Annotated in this window: 11 protein-coding genes, 1 tRNA gene and 2 pseudogenes; 12 read left to right on the top strand and 2 right to left on the bottom strand. The window is 71.9% G+C overall.

Going from position 1 to position 14,097, the window contains the following annotated elements; genetic code table 11:
- Positions 1–226 precede the first annotated feature (226 nt).
- From VR45_RS45830 to VR45_RS48885, 3 genes and pseudogenes are all read left to right on the top strand, one after another.
- Positions 227–404: pseudogene (locus tag VR45_RS45830) on the top strand (IS30 family transposase); the annotation flags it as partial.
- Between the two features lie 181 nt (positions 405–585).
- Entirely contained in the window at positions 586–1,044 is a 459-nt protein-coding gene (locus VR45_RS22665; protein ID WP_045941650.1) for a hypothetical protein, read from the top strand.
- A gap of 652 nt (positions 1,045–1,696) precedes the next feature.
- Positions 1,697–1,885 (top strand): hypothetical protein, encoded by a 189-nt coding sequence (locus tag VR45_RS48885; RefSeq protein WP_053649283.1) that lies wholly within the window; start codon positions 1,697–1,699, stop codon positions 1,883–1,885.
- 741 nt (positions 1,886–2,626) lie between these two features.
- Here VR45_RS48885 and VR45_RS48880 read toward each other — a convergent pair.
- A pseudogene (locus VR45_RS48880) lies at positions 2,627–3,013 on the bottom strand (FUSC family protein); the annotation flags it as partial.
- A 730-nt stretch (positions 3,014–3,743) separates the two neighbouring features.
- On the opposite strand from VR45_RS48880, the gene VR45_RS22655 reads away from it, so the two are divergent.
- Entirely contained in the window at positions 3,744–4,187 is a 444-nt protein-coding gene (locus VR45_RS22655) for a MarR family transcriptional regulator (RefSeq protein WP_045941648.1), read from the top strand.
- 128 nt (positions 4,188–4,315) lie between these two features.
- Positions 4,316–5,155, top strand: a complete 840-nt coding sequence (locus tag VR45_RS42570; protein WP_052709294.1) for an LppX_LprAFG lipoprotein — start codon at positions 4,316–4,318, stop codon at positions 5,153–5,155.
- A 145-nt stretch (positions 5,156–5,300) separates the two neighbouring features.
- Here VR45_RS42570 and VR45_RS22645 read toward each other — a convergent pair.
- Positions 5,301–5,372, bottom strand: a tRNA-Arg gene (locus tag VR45_RS22645).
- A gap of 169 nt (positions 5,373–5,541) precedes the next feature.
- Between VR45_RS22645 and VR45_RS22640 the strand changes: the two genes are divergently transcribed.
- From VR45_RS22640 to VR45_RS22610, 7 genes are all read left to right on the top strand, one after another.
- Positions 5,542–5,979 carry a response regulator gene (locus VR45_RS22640; RefSeq protein ID WP_063772531.1) on the top strand — a complete coding sequence of 146 codons (438 nt, stop codon included), beginning with the start codon at positions 5,542–5,544 and terminating at the stop codon, positions 5,977–5,979.
- A gap of 87 nt (positions 5,980–6,066) precedes the next feature.
- A complete protein-coding gene (gene argS, locus VR45_RS22635) occupies positions 6,067–7,722 on the top strand; it encodes an arginine--tRNA ligase (protein WP_045941646.1) in 1,656 nt (551 codons plus the stop codon).
- A gap of 87 nt (positions 7,723–7,809) precedes the next feature.
- Positions 7,810–9,210, top strand: coding sequence for a diaminopimelate decarboxylase (gene lysA / locus VR45_RS22630; protein WP_045941645.1), 1,401 nt, complete (start codon positions 7,810–7,812; stop codon positions 9,208–9,210).
- Between the two features lie 139 nt (positions 9,211–9,349).
- A complete protein-coding gene (locus VR45_RS22625; protein WP_045941644.1) occupies positions 9,350–10,642 on the top strand; it encodes a homoserine dehydrogenase in 1,293 nt (430 codons plus the stop codon).
- Positions 10,643–10,651: 9 nt separating this feature from the next.
- On the top strand, positions 10,652–11,749 hold the full coding sequence (gene thrC, locus VR45_RS22620; RefSeq protein WP_045941643.1) for a threonine synthase: 1,098 nt from the start codon (positions 10,652–10,654) through the stop codon (positions 11,747–11,749).
- Positions 11,750–12,129: 380 nt separating this feature from the next.
- The gene (gene thrB, locus VR45_RS22615; RefSeq protein ID WP_045941642.1) at positions 12,130–13,065 is read left to right on the top strand and encodes a homoserine kinase; all 936 of its coding nucleotides are present in this window, start codon (positions 12,130–12,132) and stop codon (positions 13,063–13,065) included.
- Between the two features lie 604 nt (positions 13,066–13,669).
- On the top strand, positions 13,670–14,097 hold a 428-nt coding region (locus tag VR45_RS22610; RefSeq protein ID WP_045941641.1), incomplete at its 3' end, for a Rho termination factor N-terminal domain-containing protein.

Genomic DNA, 14,097 nt, shown 5'->3' with positions numbered 1-14,097 from the left:
CACCGAACACACCTGGACCGCCCACCAGACCGACCAGCAACCCCACACCCGCATACCCCAGTGACCCTCCCCGGTGGCTCCCTTGCACCCAGCAAGGGAGCCACCGCGGGAAAACCCAGGACCAGGAAGTCGACGGCACCGACTTCCCACTCCGCCTCCGGGGCTTGGGAGGTGGCGCTCAAGGGCCCTCGCTGGAGCCCACTTAGGTTCTAGCGGTCCTCGCAACACTGTGGCCACCGGGATGCCGGTCTATTTGTGCGATCCCGCCTCGCCCTGGCAGCTCGGCTCCAACGAGAACACGAACGGCCTGCTGCGGCAGTACTTTCCCAAGGGCACTGACCTTTCGCAGGACGCTCGGCTGGGACACCCCGGCCGAACGCCTGACCAAGCTTCTCGTCGGCTAGGGCCTGACCCCTTGGGATTTCCCTCGTTCGGGTGGTTTGCCGTCTTGTGGTGCGTCTTCAGGGCTTCTGCCGTATTGCCTGGTGGTCCGGCCGATCTGCGGTCCGGCCCATTTGTCGCCGCAGGAGGCTGTCGACCGGAATCGGTCGTGGCCGCGGTGACCACTAGGTGAAGGAGTCACCCATGACCTTGTCCTCTGGCCTCTATCGCATCATCAGCTGGCCCGGCACCGAAGGCCCCGAGGCGCGAGTCCTCACAGCCGGGGAACAGGGTGTGACCGTTGTGCCTCCGGGGGCTGCGCCGGAACGCGAGCAACAGTTTTCGGTGGAGGTCCAGCCTGATGGCACCTGCGCCATCCAGATTCCCGCCCGCCTATTCCCTTCTCGTTCCCTGAGTTACAAGGAGCCGGAGGCCGGAGAGAGGGTGATCCTGGGGCCGCTGAGTGACTTCCCCACTCGTGAGTGGAGGCTCGAGCCGGCTCCGCAGTCGCCGCTGCCGACCCCCTACTTCATCCGTGTTCCCGACAAGGACCTGCTGGTGGTGGTGTCGCCGAAGCCGATCTATCCGCCTGTGCTCGAGCTGGCGCCTTTCAGCTCCGACCTCCAACATGCCTGGGCGCTCGTGCCCGTCAAGACGGATTAGCCGCGTGGCATCCGAGTGAGGACAACGTCCCCATGCGACGGCCGAGGCTCGGGCGGGCAACCCGGGCCGAGCCCCCTGCCTGGACTCTTCACGGTTTGAACAACAGACGACGTGTTGCAACGACTGTTAGAAACCGCCGCTCCGGTGGCTCCTTGGGCGGAGCAAGGGGCCACCGGAAGCGACTCTCACGGCGTGCCCCAGGAGCAGGAAGTCGGCCTCCCCGACTTTCCACGCTGCCTGGCCTCGACCTTGGGAACTGCCCCTCGCTCGGCCCGAGCGAGGGGCAGTCGGCTGAGGTCAGGCGGTGTGGAGTGGGAAGTCGGCCCCTCCGACTTCCCACTCCACACCCCGAACCCGATCACCACCGGACTTCGAACGACCCACTCCCTTGCGCAGGAAGTCGGCCTGGCCGACTTCCTGCGCGGGCAGGGGTGTCGGCGCCCCACAGAGGTGGCGATGCGCTCGCCGCCGGAACGATCAGGGCTGTCCTCCGGCAGGTGATCTTGGTCGTGCCGGGACATCGTTTCCCGCTTTCTGCGCCTGGGCCCGTCCTGGGGCCGCCGTACCTGCACCGCTTGTCAGGGTGCGTTGTGGCGGGTTCCGGATCAGGCTGGAGGAACAGATGGTGCCGGTGTCGAGAAAGGTGCACGAAATGGGCGACGGAGTGAATGGTGGGTCGGAGCAGGCGCCCCAGCGGCTCTTCACGGGCTCGGAGCACCCGTTCGATGCCGAGGACCTGGTGATGGCCAGCGGCCGTGAGCCGACCCCGGAGCGGTTGGAGCGGGCCCGCCAGCTGATCGAGAAAGAGGGCGCGAAGGCACTGGAGCGGTACCTTCCGTAGATCTATTCCTCGGGCCCGCTGGGCCCGAGGGCCTGCTGTGTCTCGCAGTGCCGGAGCGGCACTGCAAGAGGTCGAGATCAGTTGTCGGAGGACGAGGGAATCCCCACCTCCCTGACGTCCTCCGCCTCGGCCTGCGGCGGGTCGCCGAACACTGCGGCCATCGTGCCGAGCGCGTCGTCGACGGCGAGCAGCGCCGCCAGCATCCGCAGCTGCTCGGGCGGGCCGACCGGCGCCGCTCCCGACTGTCGGGGGATCCGCGCCCCTGTCGGGGATCCGCGCCCGGATCCCCTGGTAGGCGGGCCCGGGCCGCCGGCCGATGGCCCGCCGGACCGCCGCGCTGTTCGCGGCCACCGCCCGGTTGAGCCGGGCCACCCGGGGGTCGGACCAGAGCGCGGGGTCGGTGACCGCCCCGTCCACCAGCACGCCCAGCGGGGCTTCGCAGGCGCTGACGGCGTCCACCACGTCGGCCCGGTACGGGCGGACGGTGGGGGAGCCGCCCCCGCGACTGGTCAGCCGCCGGGCCGTCCGCCCGGCCCGGCGCTCGGCCCGCAGCGGGCGGGCCAGCAGTTCGAGCTGCGCGGCCCCGTACGCGAACCGCGCCCGCCCGCGCAGCAGGGCGGGCCGGTCGGTGCCCGTGACACCCAGCAGCTCGGTCAACGCGGCCAGCGCGTCCGCAGTCCGCCGGCGCAGCACGTCCCGGGTCCGGAGCGGGAGGATCAGCCAGGAGGCCGCGATGCCGACGGCCGCGCCGAGGCCGATCGCCGCCAACCGGGTGCGCAGCAGGTCGTCCGAGCTCTGGCCGAACCAGCCGTAGAGCAGGGAGAGCACGGCGGTGACGCAGGCCGCCCAGTAGGCGTAGCTGAGTTCGCGCAGCCAGGTGGCGAGCGCGAGGACCGCGAAGATCAGTACGACGGCGGCGTCCTCGTGCGGGCCGAAGGAACCCGCGACGGCCGTCGCGACCACCGTGCCCGCAGCTGCGCCGACCGCCCGCTGCAACCCCTTGAACAGCACGTCGCCCCGGCCGCGGGCGCCGCTGCAGACGATGAACGCGGTGAGCACCACCCAGGCCCAGTGGTCCGGCCAGACGGCCCGCCCGGCGAGGAACGCCCCACCGACCGCGCCCGCCATCTGGAGGGCCATCCGGGTGTGGACGCCCGGCCGCCGACGAGCCTCCGGTTCCGGTGCCGACTCCGGTGCCGACACCGGCGCGGGCGCCCGGACGGGAGCCGGCACCAGCCCGGTCCGGACGGCGGCGGCCTGGAAGAGGGCCACCCAGGCGCCGGACACGACGGCGATCAGCGCGACCCACAGGGTGTGGTCGTGGCCGGGGACCGGCCCGGCGTCGGGCGGCATGACCAGCAACGCCACCAGCGGCAGCACCAGCAGGCCGCCGGCCCGGGTCGCCCGGGGGCCGAACCGGCGGACCCAGACCGCCAGGGCCGTCCCGAGGGTGAAGAGAACGTCGGCGGCGTTCGGGTGGAGGGTCATCAGCCGCCCGATCTCGGCGGCACCCGCGGCGGCCGCCGGCAGGACGGCGAGTCCGAGCAGCCGGTCGTACCGGTCGGCCGCGGACTGGACCTTGGCGGCGGTGGCGGCCAGCACCACGGCCTGGACGACCACGTCGACCCGCAGGTGGGCGAAGTGCTCGACCAGCAGCGCGGAGCCGTACGCGGCCAGCATGGCGGCCGTGGTGACGGCGGTCCCGCGGAGCAGCAGCAGCCCGGGGTCGAAGCGCACAGCCTGGCGGAGCCAGGAGAGATATCTACTCATCACGTACGGATTTCTCCCTTGCCTGCTCACGCTGACCGAGGAAGTGCCGATTCTCTGCTGTCAGAACAGTAAGTGTTAGCGTAGCAATATGGAGATTGATCAGCCGTGGCTCCCGGAGGCGGCGGAGATCCGCCAGGGCACCGTCCGGCTGGCCCGCCGACTGCGCTCCGAACGCGTGGGGGAGGGCCTCAGCCTCAACAAGCTGAGCGTGCTCGGGCACCTGCTCCGGCACGGCCCGATGTCCCCGGGGGAGCTGGCCGCCGCCGACCACCAGCAGCCGCAGTCGCTGACCCGGGTGTTCGCCGAACTGGAGCGGGACGGCCTGCTCCGCCGCGTCCCGGGCGAGCGGGACCGCCGGCAGTCCGTTCTCCACCTCACCGCGGACGGCCGCACCGCGCTGGCCCGGGACATGGCCGGCCGGGACGCCTGGCTGGCGGAGGCGCTGGGCGCCCTCTCCGAGACCGAGCGCGAAGTCCTCCGCCTCGCCGCCCGCCTGATGGACCGGCTGGCGGACGCTCCCGCCCGCCCGTGAAGTCCGCCGCCGCGTCCTCCTTGCCCGGCCGCCCGCCGGATCGAACTCCGTTTCGACCGGTGATCGCGCCCTGTGGGAGGCTCTCCGCGCACTGACCACCGTTTTCCGCCTTGGGGACTTCCACCACGATGCGCCGTACCACCGTCATCGCCGCCGCCGCGACCGCCGTCGCCCTGGCCGCGCTCACCGCCTGCAACGACACCGAGGACAAGACCGCGGGGGCCCCCGCCCCGGCGACCACCGCCGCCGCCGCGCCCGCGACCACCGCGGCTGCCCCCTCGCCCACCGCCACCGAGACCCCGACCCCGGCCGCCACCACCCCGGCGCCGGTCGTCACGACCCCCGCCGCCCCGGCCGGGGACTTCGACCCGGCGAAGGCCGTGGAGAACGCGAGCAAGGAGCCCTACGCGGTCTCCCTGAAGATGGTCACCGAGGTCGGGGGCAAGGCCGCCGGGATCACCACCGCCCGGCAGAACCTCAACACGGCCTACACCGGTCGCGGCGAGATGAAGATCGCCGAGGCCGAGCTCGTGGTCGAGACGGTCACCACCGCCGACGCCACGTACACCCGCATGGGCCCGGGCGAGCAGTGGACCAAGGGGCCGAAGTCCGCCGACACTTCGGCGCTCGACTACACCGTCTACGCCAAGCTGCTGCTGGCCCAGGGCCCGTCCGCCCGCAAGGGTGCGGAGACCCGCGACGGCGTCCCGACGCAGCACCTGTCCGGCCACATCGACCTGGAGCAGATCGCCGAGATCGACCCGCGCACCTACCGCTCGTCGAAGGCCAAGGGCATCACCGGCTTCGACTTCGACCAGTGGATCGACGCCCAGGGCCGTACCCGGTACGTCGAGCAGGGTGTGGTCAGCAAGGGCGCCAAGGCCGTCAACAAGGTGACCTTCACCGACTTCGGTCCCGCCGAGACCTTCGCCGCCCCCACCGGCGCGGGCGCCGCGGCCGCGAGCTGACCGTCGTACCCGTGGGGCCGTGCCCCGGCCCCACGGGTTGACCGGGTGTCAGTGCCGGAAGAACGGAAGTGCCGGAAAAACGAATCAGGCCCAGTCCGGTGGCAACTCGCCACTGGCCTGGGCCTGTTCTGCACTTCTTGCGAAGTGCCCCCGGTAGGATTCGAACCTACGCACCCGCCTCCGGAGGGCGGTGCTCTATCCCCTGAGCTACGGGGGCTTGCTCGTTGTTGTCGTCGCGTTCGCTTCGACGTGGAGAACACTACCAGGCCCGCGCCGTGCTCCGTGCACGCGTTTCCCGGAGGTCCGACGCCGGGTCCGCACAGCCCGTCGGGCGGAAGTGGCCAAAGCCCGGACGGGGCGGCGGGCCCGCCGATACCCTCGGTGAGGTGTCGGGAGTGTCCGGGCGGGTCCTCGTGGTGGACGACAGCGAGGTGATCCGCCAGCTGATCAGGGTCAACCTGGAGCTCGAGGGCTTCGAGGTGGTGACCGCCGCCGACGGTGCCGAGTGCCTGGAGGTGGTCCGCCAGGTGAAGCCCGACGTGGTGACGCTGGACGTGATGATGCCGAGGCTGGACGGTCTGCGGACGGCGGCCCGGCTGCGGGCGGCGCCAGGGACACGGCTGCTGCCTATCGCGATCGTCAGCGCCTGCTCGCCGTCCGATCTGGACCTGGGGGAGTCGGTCGGGGTGGACGGCTACCTCGGCAAGCCCTTCGATCCGGCGGACCTGGTCGCGCTGGTGCGGCGGCTGATGGAGCGCGACCGGGACGGTGGGGCGGCGGACGGGTTTCGCCCTGGGCGAACAGGTCGGAGTGATCGGGCCTGAGTGGTCGGGCCCGAGCGGGGCGCCCCGGTGTCTCAACCGGCAAACCGAGTGGCGAGGGCCCACCCCCTCTCGCCTACGCTTGGCGTCGTGACCCCCGCAGAGCTTTCCCAGGCAGTCCAGGCCGCAGTGAGCGCCGCCGTCGAGGCGGGCGAGCTGGCCGTCGCCGTGCCCGAGCACGTGACGATCGAGCGGCCCAAGAACAGGGACCACGGCGACTACGCGACCAACGTGGCCCTCCAGCTCGCGAAGCCGGCCGGCAAGCCGCCGCGAGCCGTCGCCGAACTGCTGGCCGAGCGCCTGCGCGGGATCACCGGCGTCACCAGGGTCGACATCGCCGGCCCGGGCTTCATGAACATCACCCTCGACGCCGCCACCCAGGGCGAGCTGGCGCGCACCATCGTCGAGGCCGGCCCGGCGTACGGCCGCAACGAGGCGCTCAAGGGCCTGAAGATCAACCTGGAGTTCGTCTCCGCCAACCCGACCGGCCCGATCCACATCGGCGGCGTCCGCTGGGCGGCCGTCGGCGACTCGCTGGGCCGCATCCTCAAGGCCACCGGCGCCGACGTCACCACCGAGTACTACCTCAACGACGCCGGCGTGCAGATCACCAAGTTCGCCAAGTCGCTCCAGGCGTCCGCCAACGGCAGGCCCGTCCCGGAGGACGGCTACGTCGGCGAGTACATCGCCGACATCGCCAAGGCGATCGTCGAGGGCGTCCCGGGCGTGCTCGATCTCTCCGAGGGCGAGCAGCTGGAGGTCTTCCGCACCGAGGGCCTCAAGCTCATGGTGGCCGAGATCCAGCGCTCGATGGAGGAGTTCGGCACCCACTTCGACGTCTGGTTCTCGGAGAAGTCGCTGCACGACTCGGGCGCCGTCGAGAAGGCCATGGAGCGGCTGCGCGAGCAGGGCCACGTCTTCGAGCAGGACGGCGCGATCTGGCTGCGCACCACCGACTTCGGGGACGACAAGGACCGCGTCCTGATCAAGGCCGACGGCGAGACCACCTACTTCGCGGCCGACGCCGCGTACTACCTGAGCAAGCGCGACCGCGGTTCCGAGGTCTCGGTCTACATGCTCGGCGCCGACCACCACGGCTACGTGAACCGGCTCAAGGCCATCGCCGCCTGCGCGGGCGACGACATGGACCGGAACATCGAGGTCAAGATCGGCCAGTTCGTGAAGATGCTGCGCGACGGCCAGGAGGTCCGCCTCTCCAAGCGCGCCGGCAACATCATCACGATCGACGACGTCGTCGAATGGATCGGCGTGGACGCCGCCCGCTACATGCTGGCGCGCTCCTCCACCGACTCCACGATCACCATCGACATCGACCTGGTCACCAGCCAGAAGGCGGAGAACCCGGTCTTCTACGTGCAGTACGCGCACGCCCGGATGTGCTCGGTGCAGCGCAACGCCGTGGAGAAGGGCATCACGCGCAGCGCGGACTTCAAACCGGAGCTGCTGTCGACCGAGTGGGAGTCCAACCTGCTCGGCGAGCTCGCCCAGTTCCCGGGCGTGGTGGCCAAGTCCGGCGAGTGGCGGGAGCCGCACCACGTCGCGACGTACCTGGAGAAGCTCGCCCGCGAGTACCACCGCTTCTACGACAACTGCCAGATCCTGCCGAAGGGCGACGAGGAGGTCACCGACCTCACGCACGCCCGCCTCTGGCTGGCCGACGCGACACGCACGGTCATCGCCAACGGCCTCACGCTCCTGGGCGTGACGTCGCCCGAGCGGATGTAGGCACCACCCCCATGCGCACAGCGGGGGCGGCTGACGGTCAACGGGGACCGTCGCCGCCCCTCGCCATAGGTCGAGGAAACCGAGGACATGTCTCGCTCCGCACATCCCGCAGGCCCCCGTCACGGTGACGTACTGCCCGAGGGGCACTACCAGGCCCCGCCGGCGGACCTGAACGCGCTCGACCCCAAGGTCTGGTCGGAGACGGTCGCGCGCGGCGCCGACGGCGTCGTCACCGTCGGCGGCCTGGACGTGAACCGCATCGCCGCCGAGTTCGGCACCCCGGCCTACGTCATGGACGAGGCGGACTTCCGCTCCCGGGCGCGAGCCTGGCGGGACGCCTTCGGCACTGAGGCGGACGTCTACTACGCCGGCAAGGCCTTCCTCTCCAAGGCGGTCGTGCGCTGGCTGCACGAGGAGGGCCTCAACCTCGACGTGTGCAGCACCGGCGAACTCGCCGTCGCGCTGGCCGCCGGGATGCCGCCGGAGCGGATCGCGCTGCACGGCAACAACAAGTCGGTGGACGAGCTCGAGCACGCGGTGAAGACCGGCGTCGGGCACATCGTGGTCGACTCCTACGAGGAGATCGAGCGCCTGGCGGCCGTGGCCGGACGCCAGGGCGTCCGCCAGCCGGTGCTGATGCTGATCCGGGTCACCGTCGGCGTGGAGGCGCACACCCACGAGTTCATCGCCACCGCGCACGAGGACCAGAAGTTCGGCCTCTCGCTGACCGGGGGAGCGGCCGCCGAGGCGGTCCGCCGGGTGCTGGCGCACCCCGGGAGCCTCGAACTGCGCGGCATCCACTCGCACATCGGCTCGCAGATCTTCGACACCGCCGGCTTCGAGGTGGCCGCCCGCCGGGTGGTCGGCCTGCTGGCGTCGATCCGCGACGAGCACGGCGTCGAGCTGCCCGAGATCGACCTCGGCGGCGGCCTCGGCATCGCCTACACCAGCGAGGACGACCCGCGCGAGCCGGCCCACATCGCGGCCGCGCTGGCCGAGATCGTCCGCCGCGAGTGCGCCGCCGCGAACCTGACCGCCCCCCGGCTGAGCGTGGAGCCGGGCCGGGCGATCGTCGGCCCGACCGCGTTCACCCTGTACGAGGTCGGCACCGTCAAGCCGCTGGAGGGCCTGCGCACCTATGTCAGCGTGGACGGCGGGATGTCCGACAACATCCGGACCGCGCTCTACGACGCCGAGTACACGGTGGCCCTGGTGTCGCGCACCAGTGAGGCCGGACCGATGCTGGTCCGGGTGGTCGGCAAGCACTGCGAGTCCGGCGACATCGTCGTGCGGGACGCCTTCCTGCCGGCCGACCTGGCCGCCGGCGACCTGATCGCGGTGCCCGCCACCGGTGCCTACTGCCGCTCGATGGCGAGCAACTACAACCACGCCCTGAAGCCTCCGGTGCTCGCCGTCCGGGACGGTGCGGCCCGGGTGATCGTCCGGCGCGAGACGGAGGAGGATCTCCTGCGTCTCGATATCGGATGACGAAATCCTTGTCTCAGATCATGGAACGACCGTAGATCCGTACGGAAAGTCCCGGAGACTGGTAGAGACCGAAAGTCCGGCGGGACACCGAAATGCCCGCCGGAACGACCGAAGAACGACGAATGCAGAGCGGAGTCGGATGATGCGTACGCGGCCGCTGAAGGTGGCGTTGCTGGGCTGTGGTGTGGTGGGCTCCGAGGTGGCGCGCATCATGACGACAGACGCCGCCGACCTCGCCGCGCGCATCGGCGCGCCGGTCGAGCTCGCCGGCATCGCGGTCCGGCGCCAGGGGCGGGTCCGTCCGGGCGTGCCCGAGCACCTGCTCACCACCGATGCCGAGGCCCTGGTCACCCGGGGCGACATCGACGTGGTGGTGGAGGTGGTGGGCGGCATCGAGCCGTCCAAGAACCTCATCCTGGCGGCGTTCGCGCAGGGCGCCTCGGTGGTCAGCGCCAACAAGGCGCTGCTCGCCCAGGACGGCACCGAGCTGCACGCGGCCGCCGCCGCGGCCGGTGTCGACCTCTACTACGAGGCCGCGGTGGCGGGCGCGATCCCGCTGCTGCGCCCGCTGCGCGAGTCGCTGGCCGGCGACCGGGTGAACCGGGTGCTGGGCATCGTCAACGGCACCACCAACTTCATCCTGGACAAGATGGACACCACCGGCGCCGGGTACTCGGAGGCGCTGGAGGAGGCCACCGCGCTCGGGTACGCCGAGGCCGACCCGACGGCCGACGTGGAGGGCTTCGACGCCGCCGCCAAGGCCGCGATCCTGGCCGGCATCGCCTTCCACACCGAGGTGACCGCCGCGGACGTGTACCGCGAGGGCATCACCGAGGTGACCGCCGCCGACATCGCCTCCGCCAAGGAGATGGGCTGCGTGGTGAAACTGCTGGCGATCTGCGAGCGGGCCGCCGACGGCGAGTCGGTGACCGCGCGGGTCCACCCGGCGATGATCCCGCTGTCCCACCCGCTGGCCTCGGTCCGCGAGGCGTACAACGCGGTGTTCGTGGAGGCCGAGGCGGCCGGTCGGCTGATGTTCTACGGCCCGGGCGCGGGCGGCGCGCCGACCGCCTCGGCGGTCCTCGGCGACCTCGTGGCGGTCTGCCGCAACAAGCTCGCCGGTGCCACCGGCCCCGGTGACTCGGTGTACACCCAGCTGCCGGCCAAGCCGATGGACGAGGTCGTCACCCGCTACCACGTCAGCCTGGACGTCGACGACCGCGCGGGGGTGCTCGCCCAGGTCGCCTCCGTCTTCGCCGAGCACGGTGTCTCCATCGACACCGTGCGCCAGCAGGGCCGCGACGGCGACGCCTCGCTCGTCGTGGTCACCCACCGTGCCACCGACGCCGCGCTGTCGGCGACGGTCGACAAGCTCCGCGCACTCGACAGCGTGCGCGACGTGGCCAGCACCATGCGGGTCGAAGGGGAATAGGAACAGATGATGAGCAGCGTTGCCGAGAACGCCGCCAGAGGCACCCACACCCACCAGTGGCGGGGTCTGATCGAGGAGTACCGGGACCGCCTGCCGGTCAGCGCGGCGACCCCCGTGGTCACCCTGCTGGAGGGCGGCACCCCGCTGGTCCCCGCGCAGGTGCTGTCCGAGCGCACCGGCTGCGAGGTCTACCTCAAGGTCGAGGGCGCCAACCCGACCGGGTCCTTCAAGGACCGCGGCATGACGATGGCCATCTCCAAGGCGAAGGAGGACGGCGCCCAGGCCGTCATCTGCGCCTCCACCGGCAACACTTCCGCCTCCGCCGCCGCGTACGCGGTGCGGGCCGGGATGGTGTCGGCGGTGCTGGTCCCGCAGGGCAAGATCGCCCTCGGCAAGATGGGCCAGGCGCTGGTGCACGGCGCGAAGATCCTCCAGGTGGACGGGAACTTCGACGACTGCCTCACCCTTGCGCGTGAACTGTCCGAGAAGTACCCGGTGGCGCTGGTCAACTCGGTGAACCCGGTCCGGATCGAGGGTCAGAAGACCGCCGCCTTCGAGATCGTCGACATGCTCGGCGACGCACCGGACATCCATGTCCTGCCGGTCGGCAACGCGGGCAACATCACCGCGTACTGGAAGGGCTACCGCGAGTACGCGACGGACGGCCTGGCCACCCGCACCCCGCGGATGTGGGGCTTCCAGGCCTCCGGCTCGGCCCCGATCGTGGACGGCGCCCCGGTGCTCAAGCCGCAGACCATCGCCACCGCGATCCGGATCGGCAACCCGGCCTCCTGGGACTTCGCGCTCGCCGCGCGGGACGAATCGGGCGGTCTCATCGACAAGGTGACGGATCGTCAGATTCTGTCCGCGTACCGGCTGTTGGCCTCCCAGGAGGGCGTCTTCGTGGAGCCCGCCTCGGCCGCCTCGGTGGCCGGCCTGCTGGCCAAGGCGGAGGCCGGCCTGGTCGACCCGGGCCAGCGGATCGTCTGCACCGTGACCGGCAACGGCCTCAAGGACCCGGACTGGGCGGTGGCCGGCGCGCCGCAGCCCCGGATCGTCCCGATCGACCCCGAGGCCGCCGCCCGGCAGCTGGGCCTGCTCGACTGACGGAGCGTCCGGCGGAACACCGTACGGACGGCGGGTGGACGAACATCCCCCCACCCCGGGCCGACCCTTTCGGGGGTCGGCCCGGTCTCGTTCTCGACTGACACTTTTGTGTCAATTCAGTGGTGGATTCGGATCCGAATCCGGCATGAATTCCGGCCAGAACCGGCAACACACCAGATCGAAGGCCCACGGGGTGTACCGCTGTGGAACCTGTCTTCGATACTCTGGGTGCGGCCGTGTGGCACATGCCCCGGGTCCGACCCCGTTCCGGGCCGCACCACCGAATGTGACCGCCCGCCCCGGCCGGGGCCCCGCGGCCCGCTCCCCACCCTCGCACCGACGCGCTTCGCGCCGCCGATTTCCCCAGGAGAGTCCACCGCATGGCCGGTCCTGCGTTCCGTGCCGCCGCCGTCCGGGTCCGGGTCCCCGCGACCAGCGCCAACCTCGGTCCGGGGTTCGACGCCTTCGGACTCGCCCTGGGCCTGTACGACGACGTGGTCGTCCGGGTCGCCGACTCCGGGCTCTCCGTCGACATCGCGGGCGAGGGCGCCGAGACGCTTCCGCGCGACGAGCGCCACCTGCTGGTCCGCTCGATGCGCGCCGCCTTCGACCGGCTCGGCGGCCAGCCGCGCGGCCTCGAAGTGGTCTGCGCCAACCGCATACCGCACGGTCGCGGCCTGGGTTCCTCGTCCGCCGCGATCTGCGCCGGCATCGTCGCCGCCCGCGCCGTCACCATCGGCGGCCCGTCCGCCCTGGACGACGACGCGCTGCTGGCGCTCGCCTCGGAGCTGGAGGGCCATCCGGACAACGTCGCGGCCTGCCTGCGCGGCAACTTCACCGTGGCGTGGACCGAGGAGGACCGGGCCCGGGCGATCGCCCTGGAGCCCTCCGCCGAGGTCGTCCCGGTGGTGTTCGTCCCGGCCACCGAGGTGCTCACCGAGACCGCCCGCGGACTGCTGCCGAGGACCGTCCCGCTGGCCGACGCCGCCGCCAACGCCGGCCGGTCCGCGCTGCTGGTCGAGGCGCTCACCCGGCGTCCCGACCTGCTGCTCGCGGCCACCGAGGACCGGATCCACCAGGACTACCGGGCCTCCGCGATGCCGGACAGCGCCGCGCTGGTGGCCGCGCTGCGGGCCGAGAACGTGCCCGCCGTGATCTCCGGTGCCGGTCCGACCGTGCTCGCGCTCACCGACGAGGCGGGCGTGCAGAAGGTCCTGGACTTCGCGGCGGACCACGGCAGCGGCGGCCCGGCGTTCGACGCCCACCGGCTCGAACTCGACCGGACCGGAGCCTCGGTGCTCCCGCTCGACGTCTGAAACACCCCGTCCGCGGCGGTCCGGCCCGGTGCGCCGGCACCGGGCCGTCCGGACACGATTGGCAAGCGCAAGGCTGGGGAATGTCTGAGGGGGTCGGTAGTGTTAACCTCATTGCTGCACCAGGTGCCCTCCGGGGCTCGGTGCGCCGCGTCCCGATCCCAGCACTCCGCGTCAGCGGAGTCCAGGCGATGCACGGGGCGACGATTCTCCGGGAGCCCACCGCAGCGCGTACGCAGCCTGCCTGCGCGACTTGCGGCCGCATCCCGAAGCCGTGACGGCACCTGACTCCCACCCCGCGGCCTCCCACCTGGAGGAACAGGACGGGCGGAGCACGGGCCACCGTCACGCGACGGGGGCCCGGGATTCGCAGGCAGCGTGGGGGCAGCTCCCGGCCGGCGGCCGGGGGAGGGTCGGGCACACGACCGTCCCGCCACGCCACTCAGCACCACCGTGCTTCTAGCACCGCACCTCGCAGCTCTCCCCCGACCGGCACCGCCGTCCGGGGGAACACCGCCTCGGACCGACGCAGTCGAGCGTTGGTCAGGACAGCACAACCGGTCGCCGAGCCAGACAGGCCGACGTCCGCTCCAGGGAAGGACCCTTAGTGAGCGACACCACCGATCTGATGGGCGCGCGCCCGGACGCCGAGGCGTCGGACGCCGCCGCCGCCCCCGCGGCCCCGGCGCGGCGCCGCCGCACCGCCGCCGCGGGCCTGGACGGCATGGTCCTGGCGGAGCTGCAGAAGCTCGCCGGTGACCTGGGCATCACCGGTACCGGGCGGATGCGCAAGAGCCAGCTGATCGAGACCATCAAGGAGAAGAGCGGGGGCGACCCGCTCCTCGCCGGCGCCACCGCCGCTCCGGCCGCCAAGCGCGCGGCCAAGGCCGAGACCGCCGAGCCGGCCGAGAAGCCCGCCCGCCGGACCACCAAGGCCGCTGCCGCCCGGGCCGAGGCCCCGGCCGCCGCCGAGGCGCAGGCCCAGATCGAGATCCCGGTCCAGGCCGCCGCCGAGACCGCCGCGCCGGCCCGGGC

The sequence above is a fragment of the Streptomyces sp. NRRL S-495 genome (assembly GCF_000966955.1).
Lineage (GTDB): Bacteria > Actinomycetota > Actinomycetes > Streptomycetales > Streptomycetaceae > Kitasatospora > Kitasatospora purpeofusca.
The sequence above is the reverse complement of the archived record's forward strand: the minus strand, read 5'-3'. Positions and strand labels throughout refer to the sequence as shown.

Coding starts and splice junctions, on each gene's coding strand:
- VR45_RS22665 (WP_045941650.1), top strand. CDS start 586: ATGACCTTGTCCTCTGGCCTCTATCGCATCATCAGCTGGCCCGGCACC.
- VR45_RS48885 (WP_053649283.1), top strand. CDS start 1,697: ATGGGCGACGGAGTGAATGGTGGGTCGGAGCAGGCGCCCCAGCGGCTC.
- VR45_RS22655 (WP_045941648.1), top strand. CDS start 3,744: ATGGAGATTGATCAGCCGTGGCTCCCGGAGGCGGCGGAGATCCGCCAG.
- VR45_RS42570 (WP_052709294.1), top strand. CDS start 4,316: ATGCGCCGTACCACCGTCATCGCCGCCGCCGCGACCGCCGTCGCCCTG.
- lysA (WP_045941645.1), top strand. CDS start 7,810: ATGTCTCGCTCCGCACATCCCGCAGGCCCCCGTCACGGTGACGTACTG.
- VR45_RS22625 (WP_045941644.1), top strand. CDS start 9,350: ATGATGCGTACGCGGCCGCTGAAGGTGGCGTTGCTGGGCTGTGGTGTG.
- thrC (WP_045941643.1), top strand. CDS start 10,652: ATGAGCAGCGTTGCCGAGAACGCCGCCAGAGGCACCCACACCCACCAG.
- thrB (WP_045941642.1), top strand. CDS start 12,130: ATGGCCGGTCCTGCGTTCCGTGCCGCCGCCGTCCGGGTCCGGGTCCCC.